This window comes from Candidatus Margulisiibacteriota bacterium, assembly GCA_028706105.1.
Lineage (GTDB): Bacteria > Margulisbacteria > Riflemargulisbacteria > GWF2-35-9 > DYQY01 > DYQY01.
The window spans coordinates 1-25,276 of the sequence record JAQWCF010000003.1 but is presented as its reverse complement, the minus strand read 5'-3'; the positions used below and the strand labels follow the sequence as shown (position 1 = coordinate 25,276).

General features: G+C 31.9%; 27 protein-coding genes, 1 tRNA gene and 1 CRISPR repeat array. Of the genes, 3 read left to right on the top strand and 25 right to left on the bottom strand.

Going from position 1 to position 25,276, the window contains the following annotated elements:
- Positions 1-172: 172 nt before the first annotated feature.
- Positions 173-1,027: a CRISPR direct-repeat array (repeat unit 38 nt; unit sequence GTTTCAATCCTTATTTTATTGGATATGTGGTCTGAAAT).
- A gap of 169 nt (positions 1,028-1,196) precedes the next feature.
- Genes cas4 through PHF25_00600 form a run of 9 tightly spaced genes read right to left on the bottom strand, consistent with a single transcriptional unit; the run spans position 1,197 to position 10,016 of the window.
- On the bottom strand, positions 1,197-1,784 hold the full coding sequence (gene cas4 / locus PHF25_00640; GenBank protein ID MDD4526525.1) for a CRISPR-associated protein Cas4: 588 nt from the start codon (positions 1,782-1,784) through the stop codon (positions 1,197-1,199).
- Complete coding sequence (gene cas2, locus PHF25_00635) at positions 1,781-2,071, bottom strand: CRISPR-associated endonuclease Cas2 (protein MDD4526524.1); 291 nt, start codon at positions 2,069-2,071, stop codon at positions 1,781-1,783. Before cas2 ends, cas4 begins: the two co-directional genes overlap by 4 nt.
- A gap of 10 nt (positions 2,072-2,081) precedes the next feature.
- Positions 2,082-3,053: a CRISPR-associated endonuclease Cas1 gene (gene cas1 / locus PHF25_00630; GenBank protein MDD4526523.1), complete on the bottom strand. Its 972-nt coding sequence runs from the start codon at positions 3,051-3,053 to the stop codon at positions 2,082-2,084.
- Positions 3,054-3,602 (bottom strand): plasmid pRiA4b ORF-3 family protein, encoded by a 549-nt coding sequence (locus tag PHF25_00625; protein MDD4526522.1) that lies wholly within the window; start codon positions 3,600-3,602, stop codon positions 3,054-3,056.
- A gap of 27 nt (positions 3,603-3,629) precedes the next feature.
- A complete protein-coding gene (cas3, locus tag PHF25_00620) occupies positions 3,630-5,948 on the bottom strand; it encodes a CRISPR-associated helicase Cas3' (GenBank protein ID MDD4526521.1) in 2,319 nt (772 codons plus the stop codon).
- The gene (gene cas5b / locus PHF25_00615) at positions 5,923-6,627 is read right to left on the bottom strand and encodes a type I-B CRISPR-associated protein Cas5b (protein MDD4526520.1); all 705 of its coding nucleotides are present in this window, start codon (positions 6,625-6,627) and stop codon (positions 5,923-5,925) included. Before cas5b ends, cas3 begins: the two co-directional genes overlap by 26 nt.
- Positions 6,628-6,638: 11 nt before the next feature.
- Positions 6,639-7,556, bottom strand: coding sequence for a type I-B CRISPR-associated protein Cas7/Csh2 (cas7b, locus tag PHF25_00610; GenBank protein ID MDD4526519.1), 918 nt, complete (start codon positions 7,554-7,556; stop codon positions 6,639-6,641).
- Between the two features lies 1 nt (position 7,557).
- A complete protein-coding gene (locus tag PHF25_00605) occupies positions 7,558-9,327 on the bottom strand; it encodes a TIGR02556 family CRISPR-associated protein (protein MDD4526518.1) in 1,770 nt (589 codons plus the stop codon).
- Between the two features lie 20 nt (positions 9,328-9,347).
- Positions 9,348-10,016 (bottom strand): CRISPR-associated endonuclease Cas6, encoded by a 669-nt coding sequence (locus PHF25_00600; GenBank protein MDD4526517.1) that lies wholly within the window; start codon positions 10,014-10,016, stop codon positions 9,348-9,350.
- 532 nt (positions 10,017-10,548) lie between these two features.
- Here PHF25_00600 and rfaD point away from each other — a divergent pair.
- Positions 10,549-11,493 (top strand): ADP-glyceromanno-heptose 6-epimerase, encoded by a 945-nt coding sequence (rfaD, locus tag PHF25_00595; GenBank protein ID MDD4526516.1) that lies wholly within the window; start codon positions 10,549-10,551, stop codon positions 11,491-11,493.
- Positions 11,494-11,496: 3 nt separating this feature from the next.
- Here rfaD and PHF25_00590 read toward each other — a convergent pair whose 3' ends face one another.
- Genes PHF25_00590 through purD form a run of 3 tightly spaced genes read right to left on the bottom strand, consistent with a single transcriptional unit; the run spans position 11,497 to position 14,447 of the window.
- Entirely contained in the window at positions 11,497-12,591 is a 1,095-nt protein-coding gene (locus PHF25_00590) for a hypothetical protein (GenBank protein ID MDD4526515.1), read from the bottom strand.
- Complete coding sequence (gene rdgB / locus PHF25_00585) at positions 12,569-13,171, bottom strand: RdgB/HAM1 family non-canonical purine NTP pyrophosphatase (GenBank protein ID MDD4526514.1); 603 nt, start codon at positions 13,169-13,171, stop codon at positions 12,569-12,571. Before rdgB ends, PHF25_00590 begins: the two co-directional genes overlap by 23 nt.
- A 1-nt stretch (position 13,172) precedes the next feature.
- Positions 13,173-14,447: a phosphoribosylamine--glycine ligase gene (gene purD / locus PHF25_00580; GenBank protein ID MDD4526513.1), complete on the bottom strand. Its 1,275-nt coding sequence runs from the start codon at positions 14,445-14,447 to the stop codon at positions 13,173-13,175.
- 138 nt (positions 14,448-14,585) lie between these two features.
- Here purD and PHF25_00575 point away from each other — a divergent pair, with 138 nt between their 5' ends.
- Both PHF25_00575 and PHF25_00570 read left to right on the top strand, forming a co-directional pair.
- The gene (locus PHF25_00575) at positions 14,586-15,056 is read left to right on the top strand and encodes a hypothetical protein (GenBank protein MDD4526512.1); all 471 of its coding nucleotides are present in this window, start codon (positions 14,586-14,588) and stop codon (positions 15,054-15,056) included.
- A gap of 75 nt (positions 15,057-15,131) precedes the next feature.
- On the top strand, positions 15,132-17,357 hold the full coding sequence (locus PHF25_00570; protein ID MDD4526511.1) for a hypothetical protein: 2,226 nt from the start codon (positions 15,132-15,134) through the stop codon (positions 17,355-17,357).
- Position 17,358: 1 nt separating this feature from the next.
- Here PHF25_00570 and PHF25_00565 read toward each other — a convergent pair whose 3' ends face one another.
- The 13 genes from PHF25_00565 to PHF25_00505 all read right to left on the bottom strand — a co-directional run.
- Positions 17,359-17,823, bottom strand: coding sequence for a TlpA disulfide reductase family protein (locus PHF25_00565; protein ID MDD4526510.1), 465 nt, complete (start codon positions 17,821-17,823; stop codon positions 17,359-17,361).
- Positions 17,824-17,850: 27 nt separating this feature from the next.
- Complete coding sequence (locus tag PHF25_00560) at positions 17,851-18,498, bottom strand: cytochrome c biogenesis CcdA family protein (GenBank protein MDD4526509.1); 648 nt, start codon at positions 18,496-18,498, stop codon at positions 17,851-17,853.
- A 2-nt stretch (positions 18,499-18,500) separates the two neighbouring features.
- On the bottom strand, positions 18,501-18,821 hold the full coding sequence (gene trxA / locus PHF25_00555) for a thioredoxin (protein MDD4526508.1): 321 nt from the start codon (positions 18,819-18,821) through the stop codon (positions 18,501-18,503).
- A gap of 176 nt (positions 18,822-18,997) precedes the next feature.
- Complete coding sequence (locus PHF25_00550) at positions 18,998-19,267, bottom strand: metalloregulator ArsR/SmtB family transcription factor (protein MDD4526507.1); 270 nt, start codon at positions 19,265-19,267, stop codon at positions 18,998-19,000.
- 71 nt (positions 19,268-19,338) lie between these two features.
- On the bottom strand, positions 19,339-20,271 hold the full coding sequence (locus PHF25_00545) for a hypothetical protein (protein ID MDD4526506.1): 933 nt from the start codon (positions 20,269-20,271) through the stop codon (positions 19,339-19,341).
- A gap of 129 nt (positions 20,272-20,400) precedes the next feature.
- Positions 20,401-21,018 (bottom strand): tetratricopeptide repeat protein, encoded by a 618-nt coding sequence (locus tag PHF25_00540; GenBank protein MDD4526505.1) that lies wholly within the window; start codon positions 21,016-21,018, stop codon positions 20,401-20,403.
- 30 nt (positions 21,019-21,048) lie between these two features.
- The gene (locus tag PHF25_00535) at positions 21,049-21,711 is read right to left on the bottom strand and encodes an endonuclease III (protein ID MDD4526504.1); all 663 of its coding nucleotides are present in this window, start codon (positions 21,709-21,711) and stop codon (positions 21,049-21,051) included.
- The gene (locus PHF25_00530; protein MDD4526503.1) at positions 21,695-22,192 is read right to left on the bottom strand and encodes a phospholipase D-like domain-containing protein; all 498 of its coding nucleotides are present in this window, start codon (positions 22,190-22,192) and stop codon (positions 21,695-21,697) included. Before PHF25_00530 ends, PHF25_00535 begins: the two co-directional genes overlap by 17 nt.
- 42 nt (positions 22,193-22,234) lie before the next feature.
- Positions 22,235-22,311, bottom strand: a tRNA-Met gene (locus PHF25_00525).
- Between the two features lie 425 nt (positions 22,312-22,736).
- Positions 22,737-23,165 (bottom strand): ribose 5-phosphate isomerase B, encoded by a 429-nt coding sequence (gene rpiB, locus PHF25_00520; protein MDD4526502.1) that lies wholly within the window; start codon positions 23,163-23,165, stop codon positions 22,737-22,739.
- A 2-nt stretch (positions 23,166-23,167) separates the two neighbouring features.
- Positions 23,168-24,106, bottom strand: a complete 939-nt coding sequence (gene trxB / locus PHF25_00515) for a thioredoxin-disulfide reductase (protein MDD4526501.1) — start codon at positions 24,104-24,106, stop codon at positions 23,168-23,170.
- A gap of 75 nt (positions 24,107-24,181) precedes the next feature.
- Positions 24,182-24,874 (bottom strand): site-2 protease family protein, encoded by a 693-nt coding sequence (locus PHF25_00510; protein ID MDD4526500.1) that lies wholly within the window; start codon positions 24,872-24,874, stop codon positions 24,182-24,184.
- 63 nt (positions 24,875-24,937) lie between these two features.
- A partial coding sequence (locus tag PHF25_00505) for a tyrosine-type recombinase/integrase (GenBank protein ID MDD4526499.1) occupies positions 24,938-25,276 on the bottom strand: 339 nt, incomplete at its 5' end.

The following is a 25,276-nucleotide window of genomic DNA, read 5'->3' as shown; positions in this document are numbered from 1 at the left end:
TTGTTGTTAGTGTGACTAGCTATAGACTATACTAAAAGGGAACTCTTTAAATTTCTTATTTAATAAGGTTTCATCGTTGATTTATATTTAAGCTTTGTTTTTGTGGATAGTTTTTAGATTCGTTAAGTTTACATTAAGTGAAGTTGTAATACAACCCGCTAGGTCTAAGACGGTTTCAATCCTTATTTTATTGGATATGTGGTCTGAAATCTGGAAACATCTGTTTACTTTCTTTGTCCCATGCTCGTTTCAATCCTTATTTTATTGGATATGTGGTCTGAAATTTATCAGCTATCCTACAACATCTCATCATACGCAATTGTTTCAATCCTTATTTTATTGGATATGTGGTCTGAAATCTGCCACACTGTGCCAGCCATAAAACTTACCGAACAGTTTCAATCCTTATTTTATTGGATATGTGGTCTGAAATAGAATGAGTTTATATTGTTTATGAAGAGATAGAGTATGTTTCAATCCTTATTTTATTGGATATGTGGTCTGAAATTCCATTGTAAACAGTTACTCCCCATTTATTAATTTGTTTCAATCCTTATTTTATTGGATATGTGGTCTGAAATTATTTCTGCAGGGTGTTGAATTCGCTAAAAATTTACTGTTTCAATCCTTATTTTATTGGATATGTGGTCTGAAATAGACATGGAGACGAATAACTGGGTAATCGGAACATAGTTTCAATCCTTATTTTATTGGATATGTGGTCTGAAATACAACAACAGGTGAAAGGGAACAGTTTATAAAATCGGTTTCAATCCTTATTTTATTGGATATGTGGTCTGAAATATTTTAGCGGGCAAACTCAAACAGTGAACCTAACGAAGTTTCAATCCTTATTTTATTGGATATGTGGTCTGAAATTGCATGATGTTTATTTAAAAACCGCTCTACTAACATGTTTCAATCCTTATTTTATTGGATATGTGGTCTGAAATTGAATAACGTTGTATCAATTTTACTTGCTTTGTCTTGTTTCAATCCTTATTTTATTGGATATGTGGTCTGAAATCCTATAACTCCAAACTTAGTAACAAATATAATGCTTTAATTAAATTTTCAAGATACTTATCTAACAAAAACTGTGACGGATTTTTGTAGATTTCACTTAACCTTTTATCAATCTCCGCAAACAAAATTCATCTGCAAGCCAAACAATCGCTATTATTTACTTAATAAAATTATTTTACACAAATATTTCTATAACAGCAATCCAGACACTTCGCTTTACTAGTCGTAGCTTTTGGATACGTTTCATTTACTATTATATCAAATATCTCATCAATTACATCCAGCGCTTTTTGTTTATCTTGAAGCAAAATGTCAACCTCATGCAAATAATTATCGCTTCTTGTAAAACATATATAACCTTTATTAACAAATACATCATATTTTTCCTGAACAAGTAAAGCATATTGAACAATTTGTGTTTTATAAGTAGTAAAAAGTTTTTCTTTGTACTCTGCATACTTATAGTCAAGAATCACAGCTGTTTCATCTTTTAAAAATAAAATCTCATCCACCTCACCTCTTAGCCTTAGTTTTTCAGATTTAATGTATACATTTATCTTTTTATCTATTACCTCTAACTTTTTCCGTAAATATCCTTTATTAACTGTGCTTTTGTAATCATGGACTTCTCTTCCTTTGACAACCTTATACCTTTCGCCTTCGTGTTGAGAAATACCTAGACAATACATATAATATATAAACCTTGGACAAAAATTATATTCTAAAACATCTGAGGGTGTTATGGTAACTGAATTCATATGATAAAACTTTTTAATTCATCACAAACTAATTCTTTATTAAAAGCCTGACCTACAAATCTTGCTTTTGAAAAACACTCTTCACAAACTGGAAAAACATAAACAGAGTCAGTTGAATGATCAATTATTTCCGAACAATACTCTTTTAAGGCGTCAACGTCTGATTTGTCTGCTTCGCCTAAAAAAACAGATTTCTGCACTCGATAAAAACCGTAACCCTTGGCATCCTTAATTATCTTATTTCTAACTTTATTCGAGGTAACATCATAAATAAACCAAGTCAACATAATTGTATGCTCATCCATTTAATATTGTCTGAGCGACATGGTGACATTCCAGCTGAATAGCTGTTTTCCTAGAGACCTGTCTATTCCGATGTCTAATTTTTTCATCAAGATGATTATAAAACTGCACCAGCAATTCTTTTTTCCCTTGCTTATTTAAAATCACGCCTCCTCCATCTAATTGCTCAAAACAATCCACATTCATTCTTTTGCAAGTACATAAATGAGTCACAGGAATGTCTGCATATACCCTAAACAACTCAATAATATCAAATACTAATGACTTTTTGTTATAATTATCTGCATGAACAAATCCTATATAAGGATCAAGTCCAGCAATGATACATGCTTTCTCCACCATAGAATAAATAACACTATAACTATAATTAAGCATACAATTAAATTTATCCAATGCAGGCTGTCTGCTTCTACCATTGAACTCGAATCCTTTAGGCATAATCATACTTAGAACCTCAAAATACTTCTTACTGATGTTTCCCTCATATCCCATTATTGAAGGTATAATGTTCTCATCAAAAATCAACAAATCTATGCTTTTACGTAACTCCAAAATATACGCAATACTGTCTTTGAAATATAACTCCTTTGCAGGTCTCTTATAACCTAGTTCCCTCAAAAAAGACACTTGATTATCAATTTTTATTAACATCCACTCTTTTGATAAATCGAAACCTTCTTTCTTATCACTTATTTCCAATTGTCTTCTTCTGATTTTGACTGTTGAGCCTATTTTCGGAAACCAAACTCTAGCATATGCTCCTTTATAGTCATCAAGAAAAACAATATCTATATTATTGTCTAACGCAAGTTTTATCGCGTCTGTAGACAAAGAAGCTTTTGTAGCTATGTGAATAGAAGATATTTTTTTTACTGAAAATTGAGCTTTTGTCTCATCTACTTTGACTTCAAAACAACCATCTTTCACATGTAAATATGAACCATATGTAGTAATTGTAAGCTCCATTTATTTGTAACTATCTAAGACGTCATTAGCGTCTTGCAAGTCAAAAAATTCAGGATCAAGTCCTGCTTCACACCAACTTGAAATTTCTTCATATTCAGGATGATTTTTGTTTTTTAAAATCTCAAGTTTTTCGTAATAGCTATGTAGTCCTCCACTGTTTTCCTGTGGTGCTGCAAATTCTCCTTCTACACATATTGGGTAAATTTCCTTCTTCTCTGGGGATACTAATTCTTCAACCTTAACATTGTGTCTCCATCCATCGCCAAAATCATAAATATAGTCAAAGGTATCACCTTCTTTCAAGATATCAACCAGCTCAAATAAATCCTCATCAAGATCATTCTCCATTGACTCATATTCTAAATTAGTATATGTTTTTCCTTTAACCTTAAAGACATGCATATGACAATCAGCCCAAGGCATTACAATTTGAATAACCTCATGAAAATCACCTAACGTAAAATAACTGGGCACTTTCACTCGCCTCCAAATTAACGGGTCACTGTTTTTTAAAGAAATCTTAAAAATATAAATTTTACCTTTATTCATTTATTTACTCCTCTTACCTTAGTTTTATTAAATAAAATAATCTTCCATCCTTGGTGAACGAACAAAACCAGTTTCCAAGTTGTACTGATTAGGGATTTGACTTGAATTAATAATGATAAAATTTTCATCTTTATAGTCAGGCAAATACCTAAGAGGTATGCTTAGCATATACTTCTGCATTTTGATAAAATGATTTTTAATTTTCACCTTGTTCTCAAAGCTATTGTTATTAGCTGACAAGCATTTTAACAATAAATAATATTCAGTTAATAACTCCTGTGACACAGAATTAACCTGAATAAATACAGGTACCGTCTTATATTCTTGCTTTATTAACTCAAATCCATCCTTACCACAAAAAGCATCTGTATACTTTAATAGAGACATACTATTATATATTTCTAAGCTTGTTGAGGTCTCTGCTATGCTTTTCATCTCTTTATAATACTCATGTGAAAGCTCAAAAAAATCTTTCTCTTCTATCTGCTTTTTGTTTACTAAAATATCTTTTGTTTTATTTAATGAAACTAAATCATAAACATATTTTGCATAACTATTTCCAGTATCGGATACTAATTCAACAATACGCACATAACCCTTTTCTAACTTACCATTTCTATTACATCTTCCGCATGCCTGAAAAATAGAATCAAGAGGAGCAATATCTCGATAAACAACATCAAAATCAATATCTACACCAGCCTCTACAACTTGTGTTGATACAACAATTTGCCTTTTAGTATTATGCCTTATTTGATTTATTCTATTTAGCCTCTCATCTGGGATAACGTTTGACGATAAGTACAAAGGATTTAAATCAAAATCCTTCAAAAAATTATACACAACCAAAGAACTATTCACTGTATTTAAAATAAACAGGTAACTCTTGTCTGAGTGCTCAATTTCAGAAATAATTTCTTTACAAAAATCTTCTATTTTAATTTTTTCTGTTATGCTCGAAACATCAAGGACTATACGGTTCAATGACTTAAAAAATCTATGTTTTGATATGGCTAATTCTTTTATTTCTTTATTATCTTCAGAAAAAATTAAAGGCATTGTTGCGGTCACGAGAATAATCTTCATGTTTAATAGATCCGCTGTCTCTGTAAATACCCGCCTTACTAAATCCCAATACTTTCTTGGAATTGATTGAACTTCATCCAAAATAATAATGGAATTTGCAAGATTATTGTACTTTTTAAGTTGCCGGTTAAGACCTGAAAGCATTGTATGAAGTAATTGGTAAAAAGTTGTTATTATAATGTTGCTATGCCATGTTTCTATCAAAAACTCTGCTTGATTATCTGTTACCTCGTAACTATTACTTTTTTCATATTTTTTTGTATTAATTTCTGTCAAATGATGTTGAGTTGTAATAATGCTTGGATCGTCTGTTTGTAATACTTTTTCAAAAACACTGGAATTTTGATCTATTACAGAGGTAAAAGGCAAACAATAAATAATTTTCTTTAAACTACAATCCATTTTTAGCAATTTCAACGCAGCATTAAATGCCGTAAGCGTTTTGCCAATCCCTGTAGGAAGATTAATCGACATAATTCTAGTGGTAACATCTAAATTATTTTCAACCTCTTTATAAGCATCATCCCTTATCTTGTCTATATCTGATGAATCTTTAAAAACTCTCTTTTTGAATTCATCGACACAAAGATAATTTAGGTAAGTTTCGTTGTCTCCTAACAATTCTCTATTAAAAATACAATCTTGTTTATCTGCATATACCAGTAAAGAAAAATACAGGTTTAATTTATTATAAAACACTAGATTATATCCAATTAATTTCTTCTCAAGATTTCTTCTTAACTTACTTAACCTAAATTCCTGATTCCATTCAACAAATAATTTTTTATCAATAATTGAATTATTAAAATATGGATTATAAATTTCCTTAATTTCATCATAATTAATATTACTAACAATTCTTTCTAAACGATCGTCTATGTCTTCAGAAACACTAAGCATCTCAGTTAAATTCTCAAAACTACCGTGATGTTTTTTTATTGCTAAATACGCTAAAAGAGCGTCATGTTCATCAGCACCATTCTGCAACAAATAATATAAGCAAAACAATGCAGACACCTCACTGTGCCTCATCAGAACTTCATTATGGATCGATTTCCCCTGTATCTTATCTTGAAAATAAATAGTAGATTTCCCAAAGTCATGAAACAATAAAATAGCTTTTAATACATCTTCAGAAATAATATTTAAACTAGATTGCTTATATTTTTTAAGCCCAATATCATGAACATTCACCAAATGGTCTTTTAATAATTTATCTGGATGAGATCTAAGCTTATAAGAATATAATATTTTCACCATTACTTACTTCATAATATTTATTTGTTTTTATCTTTATAGGATTTCCGTCTGATTCATAAATAAACTCCTTATACTCAATAACTTCGCGATCATTCTTCATCCTATTTGGCAAAATCACTGTAAATATCTTTAATTCACCAAATTCAATGTCTAAAACAGATGATTTATCACAAACACTATTAATTAAACAAAATTCGTTTGTCGATGTTTTTTGTAAACAACCATACTCCCCAATATATTCATAATTAGCTAATGTCTGTGATATTCCAAGCGATATTGTATAAACTGATGTATGACTCTCTAGTTTTACTTTTAACTCCTCATACACGTTTTTATCCTTACAAGCAAAATAGATTCTATACTTAGGATCTTTAATAAACTCTACATTTTGAGGTTTATGATCTTCATAGTGACTAAAATGTATTTTGGACGTTACCTTAAGATTATTATGAGGAATAACAACCTTTTTTATCGAAGATAATAAACTTAACCCAATCAAAACATCCTCATCAATAAACTTTTCTGGATTCAAACTCTTATCCACCCCAATAATTGCACCAATAATACCTTGAATCGCTGTCCTACCTGGAAAAGGAAAAGATAAAGGTGACATTGTTGTAAATATCTTTTTAATATGAGCATAATCAGCCCAAATATCAAAAATTAAAATATTATTCACATTAACTCCTTTTAAAAATTCTTGTATTCTATTAAGGATTTTATAGTATCAATGTTACTTAATACGCATCTATCATCCTTTATAACAATAACTTTCTCGATTTTGTCTTTATTTTTTACGACTTTATCAGAAAAATTTTGCAAATCAATTTTGACTTCTGAAATATCTCGTAATTTTTCATCAGATAATTGAGCATCTAAACGAATCAACTTATCTAACTCCCCAATAAAAAAATTATCTTTTTTATAAACAACTCTTACTAACAGTCTAGGACTATGACCCATTTTAGAACGAGAAAGCAAATTCTTGGTTCCTTTCCACATGGCTTCCAATAACTCTTCTGTGTCCTCTTCGCTAAGCCCCGTATGTTTTGCTGCATTTTCGTTAATAACACCATAAAAAGCAATTAAAGAATAAGGCAAAACATATTCCTCTCTAAATGCCTGTTGATGTTTTCCTTCTTGAGAAGCAAAAGCTCCTGTTCCCTTTATATGAACTAAGTCAACTTGATGCAAAGACCGTCCCATCTTAAATTGTACAGGACCAGTATATGTTATTGAATCTTTATCTAAAGGGATAACTCCACCAAAAAGTCTTACATCAATACATTCTGTTAATATACGCTTGTCTTTTTCTACTTTATCTTTGCCAAAATCTCCAGCACGACTTTTGCCATCATTTAGTCCGCCTTTTTCTTTTTTTGATTCTGTCTGTCGACAAAAAATATCTTTTCCGTTATTCCCATTGTATCCTTTATAATTGAACATATAATCCCTAATAGTTCTTTTTAATCTAACATCAGTAACAATATTAATCCTAGTCTCCTCATCAATTCTGGGCTTATTTTCATCCATCGGGTCACCATTTGGATTACAATCTTTAATATCATATAAAAACAATAACTCTGATCTATTCTTTAATTCTGTCATATTAGTTTACCTCCTCATTTTTTTCTTTTTCATTTCTAAATTCCTTTGCCAAATTCATTCCCATAACAAAATAGAAACTTATTTCATCATTAGTCATATCAAATGTTGACTCCAACATATATTTAGAAATAATAGTTTCCAAATCTTTATAGTAATTTTTATCATACTCCTCTAGTTTATTAATTATTTCAGGCAAAAGCTTTTTAATATACTTCTCGTCTAATTTCAATCCATTAAGCTTTGATTTGAAAGGTGTTGAATTCCTCTCTGAATACTGTATGTTAAATAAAAATTGACAAAGAACTCCTTCTAAAAATATTGCCTTCTTTGTATTATTATCAAAAAATTCTTTGTGCTCATCTAAAAAAATATTGTACTTATTACTGTCCATGACAACCTCCCTTTCTTTTATTGATTCTTTTTTATTCCATAACTTTAAATGGTTCATAAATCTTATTAAAAGCATAGAATTTAATAAATCTACGAATAGATACTCTTCATTAACAAATTTGTTTCTTAATTTTGTTATTATTCTATTAATTACAAAGTCATAATCAACCTTTTTCACTATAAAAATAGACCTAACAATTTCAAGAAAGTAAGAAGAAAAATCTCCTTCTATTTTTGATGACGGGAAAAAATGTTTAATAACTCCAAAGCTCATTTTCAAATCTTTTATCCCATCTTTAAACGTTAAATCTTTAAACAATAAATTATTCTCTGAATATTCTCTAGCACTAAAAATACTGTTAAATCTAGAAGGGAACACATCATCTATCGATAAAACAATCTTAAATTCAGCATTATTCTCTTCATAAAACAATAAAGTAAAGTTAGCTGAATTGTTTGTTTCTTTTAATATATCAACCAAATCATCTTCTAACTTATTGGTCTCTTTTAATTTCCTTAAGTTCAATAACCCATATTGGTCATTAAATAAAACATCTACAAATTCTTTATTATTACCTTTATCTAAGACTACTTCTGGTATTAAAAAGTAATTGAATCCATAAAAGTTAAAAGAAAGTCTTTGCTTAATCGCGGTTTTATATTTTAATATTTTTTTAGCACAATCTTCACATACTGGGAAATTTTTCCAAGCATTTTTTACATTAAATCCACCTGAAACAACAGATTGTTCAGTCTTAACAGCATAAAAATTGTAAGGGCTCACATACCCCCATACTTCATCTTTTTTCAGCATACATAAAGAACACACAGCTTGTTCTCCCACATATTTTTTATCATTAGAATAGTATTTAGCATAAATCTCGGAAGTCCGATTAACCACTTTATTCTTAACCTCATCTATTTCTGCTAAATACTGACCATTTATCATTAATGTAATCAAAAAAGACTCTTTATAGTCCACCTTCTCCGATATATCCAAAACTAATTCCTCGATGTTGGCATCAATACAATTTGTTATTTGTTTTAAGCGCTCATAACAATTCAAAGAATTTTTTATTTTTGATAATGCAGAAATTGTTTTCTCTTTAATACTTTTATCCCCTGCTTTATTAACACGATAAGTTGGGAACGCAGGTGTACTATTAGGACTATCTAGTTCTTCAAACAAATACCTATATTCATTTCTTGCAGCATCATAATCCTCATAGGTAATTTTATCATATAAGAAAACATCATTATTAAAACTAAACTGAATCACGCAAACCATCCCACCAGTGTGCGACATATTTAAACCTAAAGGATTATCTTCAAAATACTCCTCTGGAATGTATTTACCCAATTTATAAAGTTTTTTTAACATTTATCCTACTCGTTAAAATTTTATACATATTTTTTTATTGTCCCATAACCTCGAGAAACAGATTTCCCTATCCCAATATAATCAGGTAATTCAAAATTGATTTTAAATGTTCCTAAGAAACCTAATACCTCAAACCCCTTTAGTATCACTTTATTTAAGCTTAAACTGCTCTCACACACTATTGGCTGTTCAACCCTATACCCTAATCCCTTACAAACAGAAATAATGTTTCCTATTAAACAATTATTAAGGATCGTTCTCTTATCATTGTAATCTAATGCCAAATTATACTTTTTATAATTATCTTGATTTAAACCTATCCATGGAGAAACAAACTTATAAGTATTCATTTTTAAGGACTCACCAAAAGAATAAAAATCAGAACACAATTGTTTTTCATATATTGGAATATTTTTACCTTGGATTTCAATACTTTTAATATCCATAAACATTTTTTTAAAAATTATTGATGGTTTTTCACCAATTGATATAACATGGGGCTTCTTATCTATCACTTTAAATTGAAATAATGGGTAACGATATATTTCTTTACCTGTTACTGTATCGTGATTATGTACAAGGTCATATTCTTTATACTTTTCTCCAATATATCCTCTCAATTTATGAGATTGATCTTTTGATAAATCAACATTTTCGAAAACTAATTTTCCTATTTTTAAATTAATCAAAATCTAGTCTCCTTAAAACAACATACATACAATATTACTTAAAAAACATTATTAAATCCAGTTTCAACTAATTTTATTAACCAATAACCAAATTACTAAATATAAAACGCTGTATTCAATAGGTTACAAATATAACTATAACACTTCCTATGTATTTATCACCACCTCCTCTAATTACACTAAAGACACTGTGCGAAAAGAGCTATAGATAATGTTAGCGAATGGAACGCAGAAAAATCAGGACGATTTTTCAGGACAACTGAGCCAGGACAGGCGAATTTGTCCGTTAGTGTAATAAGCGTTACTTTATCTAAGCTCTGAAGCTTCATGTGTCTAGCGGATTAATAAGGCCGGCGATGAGGCCTTATATAAAGAATCTAAAAGTTCACCTTTAATAAATGAACAGACTCCCGCCTACTCGGGAATGAATTTAAAGTTAGTACAACTAACCAAACCCCAAACATTTTCATAACTAAATCTTTATATTTCTACAAACTAAGGCTATTATTAGTAAATAGTAAAGGAGAAGCAGATGATAATAGTAACTGGAGGAGCCGGATTTATTGGTAGCAATATAGTCAAAGGACTAAATGATAAAGGCATTACAGATATACTTATTGTAGACAATCTTTCTAACCCAGAAAAACATTTAAACTTAAACTCCTTAAAATATTACGATTATGTTGATAAACAAGACTTCATTGCCAATCTAGATAAATTCAAAGCTTACAGAACAATATTTCATCAAGGAGCATGTTCGGATACAACCGAAACTGATGGCAAATATATGATGAGAAACAATTATGAATACTCAAAAGAACTTCTACTGTTCAGCTTAAATAATGACATTGACCTGATATATGCTTCCAGTGCTTCAATTTACGGTAATGGAGACAAGGGATTCAAAGAAGACCCAATGTGCGAGTATCCTCTAAATGTTTATGCCTTCTCAAAATTTTCTTTTGATAACTTTGTGAGAAATGTCAGATTAAAAAGAAAAAACATAGATTCACAAATACTCGGTCTTCGTTATTTCAATGTTTATGGCTATCAAGAAAATCATAAAGGTAAAATGGCATCAGTTGCCTACCGTATGTTTAATCAAATAAAAAACAAAGAAGAGATTAAATTATTTGAAGGTAGTGAAGGATTTTTAAGAGACTTTATTTTTATTGAAGATGTTGTAAAAGTTAATTTATTTTTTTATGAAAACGGAAAACAGGGCATCTACAACTGTGGAACTGGAAAAGCAAGAAGCTTCTTAGATATTGCAAACACCGTTCAATCCCTTAACAAGTCAGCAAAACTAATATATACGCCTTTTCCAGAACAATTAAAAGGCAAATACCAAGTTTATACTCAAGCAGACACGACTAAACTACGTGCGGCTGGCTTTACACAAAACTTTCACACATTGGAAGAAGGTATTGGGAAATATTATCATAAATTTGAATCAACAAATGGTTATTTTAAATAACAACTAGCTTTTTAATAAAACTGCAAGTTCTTTTGATATTCTTTCGGCAGCCCCACTACTACCCATAACCTTAATACCATCAACTCTTACTCGCTCAAAAAAATCTCTATCCTTAACTTTCTGCTTAATTAGCTTAGCAATCACTTCACTGTCTTGCGAGTCAATAAACTCAGGCAAATTACCTAACAATTTTTTTTGATCCAAAAATCTTTTTCTAGTAGTCTGTGGTCCATAACCTCTAAAGGTAAAAAGCGGAATTCCAAATCCTATTACCTGCTCATTCGCCGTACCTGCTAAACCTAAAACGATATCAGCTTCCTTAAGCATGTTTTCAAATTTAACCATCTTAATAAAATCCTTTTTATCCTCTATTTGAAACTTATTTTTATCCAAATTGTTAGGAACCGCTACCTGGTATACCCATTCATCTGGAAGATTTAAAATAACCTCTTTTATTAAACTATAATTTATATATGCCTCTCTCCTGCTCCCAGGCAGAACACCTACAATAAATTGATTTTGGTCTGTCTTTGGCAATCGCTTAATCTTAAAACCATCCATCATCACGTTACCAAAATATTCTGCATTGACTCCCCGAGCTACTAGATTTTCTGCTGTAACACTATCTCTAGCCAGCACTTTCGTTTTAGATTTTTTGAAAAAATATCGTTCTATCCAAAAATGAGGCTCAAAAAAATCTGATTTAGCTGTAGATATAAAAACAATTTTTTTATATTTTAAAAATAAATATGAAAGAATAAACGGCAAAAAATCTCCTACACAAACCACCAAATCATATTTAATTTTAGAAGCATTTTTTATTTGTTTAAAATGAAGCGACAAAATGCCTGATGATAAATCCTTAACTAAAGACAAGATATTTTTGACAAAACCACCAGAACTAGTCTCTTTCTGCGGACCAATTATATTGATACCCGTAAGAGCTGAAAAAGCACCACCTTCACCTACCATTGGAAGAACATAAAAGCTATCGTCAGATAATATTTTTTGTAACTCAGTTAAAATTCTAAAGGAAATCAAATCTTCTCCATGTCCATTAGAAAGAAAAAGAATTTTAGACATTGTGTCGTTTAACATACGCCTTAAATTTCTCCAAAGCATTATGTCTATGACTTAATTTATCCTTCTCCTCTGAACTAAGTTCAGCCATAGTTTTCATTAATTCTGGCAGATAAAACACTGGATCATAGCCAAAGCCGTTACTACCGCGCATCTCCTCAAGAATTAATCCATTTACAGTACCTTCAAAGGCCATGATTGTCCTATCCGTTGGTTGATAAAAAGCAAGTACTGTTACAAAGCTAGCTGTTCTTTCCTGAAAGGGAAACAATTTAGTAGCTTCAATTAACTTAGTACAAAGGGCCAAACTGCTTTTATCATTACCTGCATATCTTGCAGAATGCACACCCGGAGCGCCATCAAGAATGTCTACCTCGAGGCCAGAATCGTCAGCAATTATATACTCTTGAGGATATTTTTTTGCAACTGCACTAACTTTACTTCCCGCATTATCAGAAAAAGTAAGCCCATCCTCAACTATCTCTTCTGTCCAACCAAGGTCCTTTAAACTAAGAACTTCTATGCCTAAATCTTGTAAAATATGTCTAACTTCTTTAGTTTTATGTTCATTATGCGTAGCTAAAATAATTCTTTCCATTTTACACTTCCTTATATAAATATTTATACGCTTTCTGTGCTATATCCTGGCGATAATACTTCTTCTCAAAATTAATTTTCTCTACTGCTGAATATGCTTTGGCAACAGCTAGCTTTAAATCTTTGTTTAGGGCTGTAACACCAAGCACCCTACCTCCTGAGTTAACGATTTTACCTTTCACTAACTTGGTCCCAGCATGAAACACCAGCACGCCATCGTGCTGAAGATTGGTTAGTTCTATACCTTTAGGATACGCATCTGGATAACCTTCAGAAGCAACTACTACACAAACCGCATACTCATCCTTCCACTCTATTTTAACTTCAGACAACTTATCCTTAACTACAGCAGCCATAATAGTATACAAATCTGTTTTTAATCTTGGCAAAACTACTTGCGTTTCTGGGTCACCAAAACGAACATTAAATTCTAAAACTTTTGGCTGTCCATTTTTAATCATTAACCCAATAAAAATAATACCTCTATAGACAATTCCTTCACCTTTTAAACCTATCATAAATCTATCTAGAACTTCTGTTTGAAAAAGCTTCATTAATTTCTCGTCAACAATCGGTGCTGGCGAATAGGTGCCCATTCCCCCTGTATTTGGCCCTTTGTCTCCATCAAAGATAGCCTTATGGTCTTGAGCTGGAACCATTGGAACAATGGTGTTTGCATCTACAAAAGCAAGAATAGAAGCTTCTTCGCCTTCTAAAAACTCTTCAACAACGAGCTTGTCCCCAGCTGAACCGAAATCTTTGTCTTTCATTATTTTGTCCAACGCTATCTGAGCCTCTTCGGGACTATGAACAATAATAACTCCTTTGCCGGCGGCTAATCCGTCAGCTTTAAGAACCAAGGGATACTCCGCCTCTACTAAATATTTGCTAGCCTTCTTATAATCGGAAAATTCCTCATAATTAGCGGTAGGAATCTTGTATTTTTTCATAAAACGCTTAGCATAAGACTTGCTTCCTTCAAGAATAGCACCCTTCTTTTGAGGGCCAAAAACAGCAAGTCCTTGCTCTATCAAAACATCAGCCAGCCCATTAACTAAAGGATCTTCTGGTCCGATAACAACTAGCCCAACTTTTTCTTGATTAGCAAAATCTATTATTGACTGACTATTCATTAAATCTAACTCAACATTCTCTGCAATTTCTGCAGTTCCTCCATTACCAGGAGAAACGAAAATTCTGCGAATCTCTTTACTTTTTTTTAAAGACCAAGCTATAGCATGCTCTCTTCCGCCACTACCAATAATCAGAATATTCATTGCCTAAAACTCCTTAAACTTTGCTATATGTAGAATAAACTACAATACAATCAACGTCAAACATTTGAAAAAATAACTGAAATTTTTCTATAAATAAAACGATAACCTGTTAGCAAATAACTTAATAGGAGAAAAAATATGAATCATAAGGTAATAGCTTTTAATAAAAATTTAGCCAAATGGCTCGATAACTTAACAGAAAAAGAAAACGCACTAGCTATCTATTTACAATTAGAAAAGGGAAATGCACCAAAAAATGTCAAATTAAGTGGGTTTTTCATTAATCCTCTTGCCTTAATACCAACTTATGCAAAAGGAGCAGCGACAAGACTAGAAAATCAATTAGGAGATGCTTACAAACAAGATCCTCTATCTTATATACGATTATCAACAAATATTCCAATGCTTCAAAGAATTATGGTCTTAGAACAACCAACAACAATAGGAATACTTGAAGACATTGCTTTAAGTAAAGATATCTACAGAGCTTTAAATGCTAAATTTATTGGTTTTGAGTATCCTTTCGAAAATTTTATAAAAGAACTATCCAGTTTCGTCGTAAATTTGTTACAAATATTGTGGGACAGAGAAAGACCAATTAAGCCATAAAAACCATGTAAACATATTGCAATTTTTTACTTTGTTCTTCGATTATTTTTAGACAAATTCTATAAGAAGGGAATTATGCTATACAAAATATGTTCTTTAAACACCAGCTCTCAAGAATTAAAAACACTTAGAGACACACTAACGTGGCACAGAGAAGGGCTACAGTTACTTGCAAAAGCAAGCAATGAAGAAGAAGTTCTCTATGCCTTTACCAAATATCTTAATATCCATTATCTTCCTTCTTCTTTAGCTGTGAACAATGGCAATATTAGCGAAAATATAGAATTAGTAAAAGATATAATGTTGTATTACCTCTTCCACTCCTTACCCTCTATTTTGAAGTGTTCTGATGTTGTAATATACCAAACTAACTTTGATCAAATTTTTGGAGAGACACAAGGTGGATATCTTTGGGTCCAAACCAAGTTTGTTGACAAAAATTACGGTTCCAGATTTACCATCAAAGAATTAATTAACGATGAACCCACAAGACAAGGAAGAATGTTGAATGTATATACCATACAAAATGGCGGGGTTACTCATGATTTTGCCCACGAAGAGATATTTCCTAATATAGAAGTAGGTAATGGTATCTCCTACGTTGAGATACCAGCAGCAAAGAACAAAGAGGGAAAAGTAATAGAAAAAAAGCAAATTCAAACATCTGGAAGCTCTAACATCTCTATACTGCTGGATGTAAATTCGCCACTAGGATTATTGTTTTTAGAATTTAATCAAAAAAATAGCAAACACTCTATAGCCACGGACTCTAATGATAAAACTACCGCTATTTTCCATAATGAAGCAAGAGACAGTTCTGACCTCAAATCGTCAATGAGTATGCTGCATTCACCACAAGCACAAACCATGAAGAAGTTATTTGAAATTTATAAAATTAATGTTGAAACTCAAAATCAGATATTAACAATCTTATATAATGAAGGAATCATGTTAGAAGTTCGCAGAGAACAAGAATTCGAAGGTATTGCTGGATTAAATATAATCGCTAGGGCACATAATGCTAACTACTACATAGAACTAATCATAAATGCTCTTGAAAAAAACAATAAAGTTGAAGTTAAAAATGGTCTAATCTGGCTAGACAACAAACCAATGAAAATGCTCAACCAAAGCCCAGATACGCTCAAGGAAAGAATTATCGGTGCAAAAACTATAATTGAAGACATAGAGATTATGATAGACAAAAAAGAAGCTGACCAAATCAGAGAGAGGGCAACAGCTTTCGAAAGAAACAAAAAACAAATAATCCTAGAAGAACAAAAAAAGCTTAAAACTGAACCCTTTTCAGAGCTTCAAGTTTGCTATTTTGCACCTATTAACATAAATGAAATTCTTCCTTTATTGGCTAAAGAAATGCAAACAAAATTTTTAATATTTATAAAAGAAAACGGTATTTTACTAACTAAAGACGAAAATTCTTTCCTAAATGTCATGACACTTGGTCGAAGGTCACAACTGCTGAACGGCCTTTTTGAAGGTAATGCACCTAAAGAACTTCAGAAAATGCTTGAACCAAAACTAAAAGGCAAAGTAATTTGCAAACCTGTAGTAGACGAATTTTCTGGCAATATTCAAACTCACGTAGTTCTTATTTTCGACAAACCTATTCATAAAAGTGCAGAGGAACTATTAAACCCCATCTTTATCAAAGATGAATTATCTTACGACACTATCCTATTAGATCCTAGATACTCCTCTGAAGATGTCGCTAAAACTCAGACTAAAGCACATTCCTTTAGTAAATCTCCTGATGGTACTACCTTATCAATTATTTTAGATTATGACATATGGTCGTATCCTGAAAGAAAAGTATTCTTTAGGTTTTGTGAGGGAGTAGCGAATACCTTAGAGTACGAAGAAAATAATGAGTTCCACATAGCAAAAGATATCCCAAACATCCTTTTATCAAAGGAAAGAATTACCATAGTGAGAAACCCCGAAAATTTTATAATGAACTTCTTCGAAAATTTACTAAAAACCAGAAGATATAGTTCAAAAAAAAATACAATGCCATTCAAGACTGGCAATTCTGTTCTTGCGGATTGTTTAAATGATATGGATCACAGAAGAAGAGTGTTGAGTTACTTTATAAGAAACCATATAAACGACAAAACCAGCCTTAAAATAGATAACCTTCTGTTGAACATTCTTTCCAACTATCTTGTTCTAAATAAAGATGATGCTCTTTTTGCAACATATCAACTACAAGCATATCAAGAAGTCAACAAATTAGGCAGTAACCCCTTTTATATGGAACTCTTAGAGAGATCTCAAGAATAATCTACTGCTTTAAATAATTAACAAAATACTTCTTGTCTCTAAACCCAACAACCTGGTCAGTAACTTTACCTGACTTATCAATGACAACAGTCACTGGTATTCCAGAAACATTAAAATATCCTGCGATCTTATTATTACCAACAACTACTGGATAGGTAATGCCTAGACTTTTCATTTTACTTTTAATCTTCTTAACATCATTGTCAAATCCAATTGCTAAAAATTGATTTTTAGTCGAGTTTTCTTGGAACATTTCCTCAAAAGTTTCCATTTGTTTTGAACACCATGGACACCAAGTAGTAAAAAACACTAAAAAACTTACATCTTTATCACTGGTGTAATAACTTAGAGATACTGCTTTACCATCAAGAGCGTTTAAAGAAAAATCTGGAACTTTTTCCACTTCTTTTCCAAAGGCATAACTAAACATCAACACAATTAAACTTAATAAAACTAACTTTTTCATGATTTCCTCCAGCTAAACTGATTTCTATTACGACACCAACAACCAAACCCCTAAACCAAACAACAAACCACCAGAAACAACTTCAATATACCTAGAATACTTTACTAAACCCTGTACTTTTTTCCTTAATCCAACGGACATAACGGCAACTAATATAAAGGGTATAATAATCCCTAAACAAAACATTAACAAAACAAAAACCTTTCCCCATAATCCAGCACTATTGGAAGCTAAAACTATTACATTTCCTAATAATGGCCCCATGCAAGGAGACCAACCAAAAGCGAATAAAATACCAAACAACAAAGAAGAAAATAAATTAAATTCTTTTACTTTCATCTTCCTAGTATCCATATATAAAAAAGGCAAATTGATGATTTTCCAGTAATGAAAAGCAAACAAGATCAGAATAATCCCCAATAACCCACGAAATAAATAATGCTTTTGTAAAAAAGCAAAAGAAAAACTAACTGATAATCCTAAGACCAAATAAACAAAAGTAAATCCAATAAAAAAAGATAATAAGTTAGTATATAAATTAACTTTACTTTCTGTCCGCGTTAAATCTCCTGCTCCAGAGAAATAGGCTATATACAGAGGTGCTAACGGTAACACACATGGTGATAAAAAAGAAAGCACCCCTGAAACAATTGCTATAAAAGCAATATAAAACATTTTTACATCAAACCCTTAATGTCTTGCAAAAGTTGTGGGGCTGGTCTAAAACCAACTAAACGTTCTATTTCCTTGCCATTTTTAAACACAATTAAACAAGGAATCCCAGTAATTTGATACTGTGCGGACATATTCTGATTTTCATCAGTATTAAGTTTTACTATTTTAGCTGAATCTCCTAACTGTAAGGACACTTGATCTAGTGCTGGAGACATCATTTTGCAAGGTCCACACCATTCTGCGAAAAAATCTACTACCACTAACGTATCCTTTACCTCTAATACCTCTGACTTAAAATTACTATCTGTTACTTGTGCAACCATTTTATTCCTCCTTTAGCTCTCCCGGCATAATTAGCCAGATTTTATAAATTGTTTTTTACTAACACTCTCCTCTTTAGACAAACTCAATAGATTGCCTGTCAAAGATGGTTTACTATAATATATCTCCCTCCTTATAATATATTCTTGCAACCAACTAAAAAGTAGATTGCAAGCAATCAACTGTATTTACAACAAAGCTCCAATAAATCCTTAACAAAATCATTAACCAAAATATAAGTTACCTCTTTATGTTGTCTAATCGGTTTAACAATACCCATCCTTTTTAACACAGAAAGATGCTGAGAAACAGTGGATTGTGGTAAATTAAGTTTTTGTTCTATCTCAGAAACACAACATTCCACTCCTGAAATTTGTTTTAGCACCCTTAATCTTACAGGGTTACCCAAAACCTTCAAAACTTCACTTAACTCTTCACATTTATCCATAAAAACCTCATATCTGTATATTTAAATATAATGATATCATGCCTAAAAAAAATGTCAACACCTAAAAATCTTTATTCTACATCATGGATTATTGGATAGGTACTAATGCTTCCTTTTACGCTGACTATTTCGTTATTAACAATTCTTTCATGAGAAGGAATTACCTTAAACTTAATAACATTTCCCCATTTACTTTCATCATGCAAATATAAATATTCGGCAACATCATTTAGCAAAGAAAAAGGCAACAATCCTTTTCCTGTCTTCAAAAAATAAGTATAGGTTGATAAAACATTAAAAACTTCGGCTCTTTTTCTGAGCTCTTTTCCCTCTTCATTTAATAAAGGAAGTTTACCTCTTAAACCTGAAATTAAAAATAAACCTGCAATATACTTTCTTTTTTCTGCGTCAGCATTTTTTATTTTTATTCTGGAATTTCTACCATGAACTGACGTGGCATGTTTGATAGAGTCTGATGTTGGTTCATTCTTTATTTTCTTTTCTACTAATGAATCTTCCTCATCATAAACAACAATTATTCTTTTAGAATATCTTTCTCTTATATCTTTTCGTAAAATTTCTATCTCTCTTTCTAAAGACATTTTTTCATCTCTAAGCTCACGAATATCATGTGAATCTAAAGATAAACCTGTTAAATCTTTACCTTCAAAAAAATTTAATCGACCAACAACAAAAGCTAATCTCTTTTGCAGTCTTGGAACAATCTCTCTAATTTCTTTGATTGTAAGTTTATTTTCTACATAGCTACCAAATAAAACCTTATGAAGCAAGGCACGCTGCACCTTGACCCACTTATATCTAGACAAATAACTTTCCGTTATCTTTCCAGAAGGATAACTCTGATAACTACCGGCCCACTCATCATAAGAGAATAATGTTTCCATCTCCTGTGTATGCTCCGAATAGTTGGTTTTATCTTCAGCATAGGCAAAAAGTGGACCAATATTACTAAAATTATTTGAAGCGATTACTTTGTTTTTCATTTATTTTCCATTCTTTTAACCTTTTCCAATAAATGTTTACTATAAAATATCGAGTAATATAAAAATTAATCCCATTTATTTAAGTTTTGCTATGTTTTGATATGGAAGTTATTGTGATAGGTTCTTTATCTAATTAAATTTTGAGGAGAGTTCTTGGATAGCCTGTTTGACAGCTTCGTTATCTTCGTCAATATTTAAGATTAGCTTAAACGTACCTAAGGCTGAATCAAAATCTCCCAAATAGTATTGCCCTACAGCTTTATTATACAAGGCATTGATGTTTTCAGGTTCAACCATTAAAACCTTATTGCAATATTCAATAGCTTTAGCATAAGCTTCGTTCTCTACCTCAATATTCGCTAAGTTAAACAAAGAATCTTTATGAAACTCGTCTAGCTCCAAAACATTCAAAAATTCTTCCTGTGCTTTATCAAACCTTTTCTTCTCATAATAATATAAGCCTAATTGAAAACGAGCATTAATATTATTCGGGTTAATTTGTAATGAGTCCTGGATTTCTATAAAAACCAAATCAACATCCCTTTGTTTAAAATAATGCTCTTTAATACCTTCTAGTTTTTGCCTAACTAAAAAATTCTTTCTTTTTAAGATAGCCTGCATGATGGGTTTGCTAAGTTCAACATCTGGGATACCAAACCAATGCAACTTTCTACCACAATATGGGCAGAATTGACGTCTAACCGCCATTTTGTCTGAGACTAATTTTTCACAATACGTACAATACATGCTTAAAGTATAAAGCCTAAAGCTTAAAGCTTAAAGTGCTGACGAAGAAGGACATTTGTTATTCAAGAAACAATCCCTACATTTCGGATTACGGGGCAAGCAAATGTTTTGCCCAAATAGCACTAAATATTGGTTAATCGTCTTCCAATACTTTAGAGGCAATATCCCCCTTAATCTGAGCTCTGTTTCGTCTGCGTTTTTAGTTTTTACCCAACTCCACCTATTGGCGATTCTGTGGACATGAATATCCACACATATGCCATCCTCATCAAAAACCTCTGTAATGACCAAATTAGCCACCTTGCGCCCAACTCCTGGTAGCTCTAGCAAAGCATCCAGGCTGTTGGGGGTAACTCCCTGATGCTTTGAAATAATTATCTCAGCTATTTTCTGTAACTGCGCTGCTTTCCTTTTATAAAATCCACAAGGATAGAGAAGGTTCATTAATTCATTGTTTGAATAGTTCATTAGTTGTTGATAGTTTTTTATCTTTGCAAAAACTTTTTCAGACACTTTCCAAGTAACTGCTTCCTTTGTTCTTAAACTTATTACCGCAGAAACCAACACTTTAAAGGACTTCTCTTGTAAATTTTTTATATTTTTTAATTCATGAGAAATGTATAAACGAGGAGCATCTATCAACCTTAAATCAATTTCTTGATAAATTTCAGTTAAATCACTGAAGTTGATCATAAGTAACTGCTTCCCTCCAAAGCTTATTAAATTCCGTACTAAACTTACTAATAAGTGCCTTCTCTTCCAAAATTAAACAATTTTCATAATTATACTTCTCGGCATTCGTGCTCCAATTATATGAACCAGTAACTAAATGCTTATTGTTGATTATCATAAACTTATTATGCATCATCCCCCTGTTATTAGTTACAGGAAGATATTTCACAGGAATGCTCGCTCGTAATAAACTAAGGACACTATATTTGCCCTCTCCTTGTCCCCTATCAGCTATTAAACGAATTTTTCTGCCTTTCTTCTGCTCACTTAAAAGTGCCAAAGCCAACTCTTTAGACGTAAAGCTATAAATAGCAATGTCAACATTCCCCGTTGTAGATTGAATAAGCTTGATTAATTGCTCTCTGGTTCCTCCATCAGGAGAAAAAAAGACTTGAGATGCAAACAATAATGAACTTACTAATATTATTAATATTATTCTCATATATGTATCATACCTTTGTTATTAAAAACTGGAAATAGATTATGGTAGCGATGGTCGGGCTCGAACCAACGACAACACGGGTATGAGCCGTGTGCTCTAACCAACTGAGCTACATCGCCATAAATCGTCTGTACATTTTAAAACATATCCATTCATTCTGCAATACAGGATAAATCAATCTGATTTTTATGGTCTATGTTTAAATTATAATTTAATGGGCAAGACTATCTTTATATAATATTCAAGGAGGAAGACAATGGAGTTCGAAAAAAATATGCTTAGTTTTGAATCAGAAATCAAGTTAATGAAACTATTAGGTGCTTCCGAAGAAATTGTAAACGAACTCTTGGAAATGAAATCAATTAGCGAAGGATAACCTCACCCGCTAAAAGATACAATATTATTTTTAATTACTAAAACTATCAGCACCTTCTCATTTCGACAAGCTCAATGCATCGACTGAAAGATAGGTTTTATCTTTTTTTCTTAACAAATCAAGTTATACAGGAATGAGTCTTCCCTTTTAGTGGAGACTTAGAGGGGACTATTCAATTAATTCGACTCTTCGTTGATGTCTGCCACCTTCAAACGCAGTTGTTAACCATACCTCTACAATTTTAATAGCGTCATCAATAGAAGTTACTCTAGCGCCTAAAGCTAATACATTCGCATCATTATGCTTTCTTGTCATTTCTGCAGTATACTCATCTTTACACAAAGAAGCCCTAATCCCTTTTACTTTATTGGCAGAAATAGAAATGCCTATACCCGTTCCACAAATCACAATCCCTTTATCTGCTTTTCCATCCGCTACTAGCTGAGCAACTTTTCTACCAAAATAAGGATAATCTACTGAATCTTCAGTATCTGTGCCAATATTTAAAATCTCATGTCCAATTTTTTCTGTGATATAAGTTGACAGTGCTTGCTTCATCTCTACTCCAGCGTGATCATTACCTATTGCTATGATCATTTTCATTCCTTTATCTCCAGTTTACTTAAATATTCATCAGCTGAAATTGCTGAAATCGCACCATCTGACACAGCCGTGACTACTTGCCAAACATGCTTATTCAACATGTCTCCAGCGGCTAAGATACCTGGGCTGATTGTTCTCATTCTTTCATCAGCAACAACATATCCTTGTTTATCAATAGTCACAAGGTCTTTAAATACTTCAGTATTAGGGTTGCTACCAACATACACAAAAACTCCGTCTACTTCAATATTTTGTTCTTTACCATTCTCGATGTTTTTTATAACAACTCCTTGAACTTTGCTTTCACCTTCAATAGAGCTAACAATAAAAGGAGTCATAATTTTTATTTTAGGATTACTCTTCACTCTCTCGATAACTATTTTCTCTGCTCTAAACTCATTTCTTCTATGAATCAAAAATATCTCTTTAGCAAACTTTGTTAAGTATTGAGCCTCCTCAAAAGCAGCATTCCCACCACCAATAACAGCAATCTTTTTATCTTTATAAAAAGCTCCATCGCAAGTAGCACAAAAAGATACACCTTTGCCAATAAAGTTTTCTTCACCTTTAATGTTTAATTTTCTTGGACTTCTGCCTGTAGCCAAGATAACAGCATCCGCTTCTATCTCTCCACTATAAGCTGTTTTTACAATTTTTTTATCACCACTACTTTCAATGGCCTTAACTTCATCAAACATAAACTCAGCTCCTTGTGCCTCAGCTTGTGCTTGCATCTTTTCAGCTAAAGCAACACCAGAAACTGGTTCCTTGCCTGTACCTGGATAATTTTCAAGATGTTCAGTCATACTTTGCTGACCGCCAACCATTGCTCTTTCTATAACAAGAACACTTCTAGTCGTTCTTGCAGCGTAGATTGCAGCACTAAGACCAGCAGGACCAGCACCGACTATAACTATTTCATATTTATTTTTCATACAATCACCTCAAAAGAAAGTATATCATAAAAACGATTCATTAGTTCAGTGGTTCAATGGTTCGCCGAATGTAAATCAAAGTATCAACTTAAGCAGTATCTTAAAGACAAAATTAAAAATTGGGTCTAAGACATGAAAATATAAAAGTAAAAATATAATTAAAATGCCGTATTTTTCTAAACTTGCAAAAATTTGTTCTTGGCGTTGTCCTAACAAAGGATACAACAACCTACTCCCATCTAACGGAGGAATCGGAACCAAATTAAAAACAGCTAAAGCAGTATTAATAAATACAAATTGAATCAAAAACTCTAATCCTACAAAGACAAAAAAATCAGCAGAAATTAGTTGTAGCTTAGCTGTTTCGCTTATCATAAAATAAACCTTGTATACATCTTGGCCATACTTTGCTAATATTGTCGCTCTCAGAAAATGTAAACCTATCACTCCGACAATTACTAATATAATATTGACCAATGGACCAGCTACAGAAATTATAGCAACATTTTGTTTCGAGTTCTTAATCTTACTCATATTAATAGGAACTGGCTTTGCCCACCCAAACATAACTGGACTTTTTGTTACAGCTAAAATCATAGGCAAAAAAATTGAGCCAAAAGGGTCTAAATGTTTCAAAGGATTTAAAGTTAGCCTGCCAGCTTGTTTAGCTGTATCATCCCCAAACAAATATGCAGTAAAACCATGAGCCAACTCATGCAACATAACGGAAATTATTAACACTATAATTCTGATTATCACTATTATCATATTTATCTAACTATCTTTTTCCCACGCATTGTATTGGCAAATAACAATAAAAAATAGTTTCTATCATGCTCTAGGGTGTGCCTTTCTATATACATCATGCAATCTGCCAGTATTCACAGCAGTATAAATCTCTGTTGTTGAAATATTGCTATGTCCAAGCATTTCCTGGATAAACCTCAAATCAATATCGTTCTCTAAAAGCAAAGTCGCAAAAGTATGTCTTAACATATGTGGAGTAATCTTCTCCTGAATATCCAGCTTTCTTTTCCAGTCTTTAATGATTCCCCAGACCCTCTGCCTTGTCAACGGACTACCGTTCTTTTTGGTAAAAACAGCGACTCTCTTTATTTCTTTCCACGCAATTATGAATTCTTCAATTTTCAGAGAAATAACCTCGGCAAT

What these genes read in the sequence shown, in the direction of transcription:
- cas4 (MDD4526525.1), bottom strand. Translation starts at nt 1,784, where the DNA reads ATGAATTCAGTTACCATAACACCCTCAGATGTTTTAGAATATAATTTT.
- cas2 (MDD4526524.1), bottom strand. Translation starts at nt 2,071, where the DNA reads ATGTTGACTTGGTTTATTTATGATGTTACCTCGAATAAAGTTAGAAAT.
- cas1 (MDD4526523.1), bottom strand. Translation starts at nt 3,053, where the DNA reads ATGGAGCTTACAATTACTACATATGGTTCATATTTACATGTGAAAGAT.
- PHF25_00625 (MDD4526522.1), bottom strand. Translation starts at nt 3,602, where the DNA reads ATGAATAAAGGTAAAATTTATATTTTTAAGATTTCTTTAAAAAACAGT.
- cas3 (MDD4526521.1), bottom strand. Translation starts at nt 5,948, where the DNA reads ATGGTGAAAATATTATATTCTTATAAGCTTAGATCTCATCCAGATAAA.
- cas7b (MDD4526519.1), bottom strand. Translation starts at nt 7,556, where the DNA reads ATGACAGAATTAAAGAATAGATCAGAGTTATTGTTTTTATATGATATT.
- PHF25_00605 (MDD4526518.1), bottom strand. Translation starts at nt 9,327, where the DNA reads ATGTTAAAAAAACTTTATAAATTGGGTAAATACATTCCAGAGGAGTAT.
- rfaD (MDD4526516.1), top strand. Translation starts at nt 10,549, where the DNA reads ATGATAATAGTAACTGGAGGAGCCGGATTTATTGGTAGCAATATAGTC.
- PHF25_00590 (MDD4526515.1), bottom strand. Translation starts at nt 12,591, where the DNA reads ATGTTAAACGACACAATGTCTAAAATTCTTTTTCTTTCTAATGGACAT.
- rdgB (MDD4526514.1), bottom strand. Translation starts at nt 13,171, where the DNA reads ATGGAAAGAATTATTTTAGCTACGCATAATGAACATAAAACTAAAGAA.
- purD (MDD4526513.1), bottom strand. Translation starts at nt 14,447, where the DNA reads ATGAATATTCTGATTATTGGTAGTGGCGGAAGAGAGCATGCTATAGCT.
- PHF25_00575 (MDD4526512.1), top strand. Translation starts at nt 14,586, where the DNA reads ATGAATCATAAGGTAATAGCTTTTAATAAAAATTTAGCCAAATGGCTC.
- PHF25_00570 (MDD4526511.1), top strand. Translation starts at nt 15,132, where the DNA reads ATGCTATACAAAATATGTTCTTTAAACACCAGCTCTCAAGAATTAAAA.
- PHF25_00565 (MDD4526510.1), bottom strand. Translation starts at nt 17,823, where the DNA reads ATGAAAAAGTTAGTTTTATTAAGTTTAATTGTGTTGATGTTTAGTTAT.
- PHF25_00560 (MDD4526509.1), bottom strand. Translation starts at nt 18,498, where the DNA reads ATGTTTTATATTGCTTTTATAGCAATTGTTTCAGGGGTGCTTTCTTTT.
- trxA (MDD4526508.1), bottom strand. Translation starts at nt 18,821, where the DNA reads ATGGTTGCACAAGTAACAGATAGTAATTTTAAGTCAGAGGTATTAGAG.
- PHF25_00550 (MDD4526507.1), bottom strand. Translation starts at nt 19,267, where the DNA reads ATGGATAAATGTGAAGAGTTAAGTGAAGTTTTGAAGGTTTTGGGTAAC.
- PHF25_00545 (MDD4526506.1), bottom strand. Translation starts at nt 20,271, where the DNA reads ATGAAAAACAAAGTAATCGCTTCAAATAATTTTAGTAATATTGGTCCA.
- PHF25_00540 (MDD4526505.1), bottom strand. Translation starts at nt 21,018, where the DNA reads ATGTATTGTACGTATTGTGAAAAATTAGTCTCAGACAAAATGGCGGTT.
- PHF25_00535 (MDD4526504.1), bottom strand. Translation starts at nt 21,711, where the DNA reads ATGATCAACTTCAGTGATTTAACTGAAATTTATCAAGAAATTGATTTA.
- PHF25_00530 (MDD4526503.1), bottom strand. Translation starts at nt 22,192, where the DNA reads ATGAGAATAATATTAATAATATTAGTAAGTTCATTATTGTTTGCATCT.
- rpiB (MDD4526502.1), bottom strand. Translation starts at nt 23,165, where the DNA reads ATGATCATAGCAATAGGTAATGATCACGCTGGAGTAGAGATGAAGCAA.
- trxB (MDD4526501.1), bottom strand. Translation starts at nt 24,106, where the DNA reads ATGAAAAATAAATATGAAATAGTTATAGTCGGTGCTGGTCCTGCTGGT.
- PHF25_00510 (MDD4526500.1), bottom strand. Translation starts at nt 24,874, where the DNA reads ATGATAATAGTGATAATCAGAATTATAGTGTTAATAATTTCCGTTATG.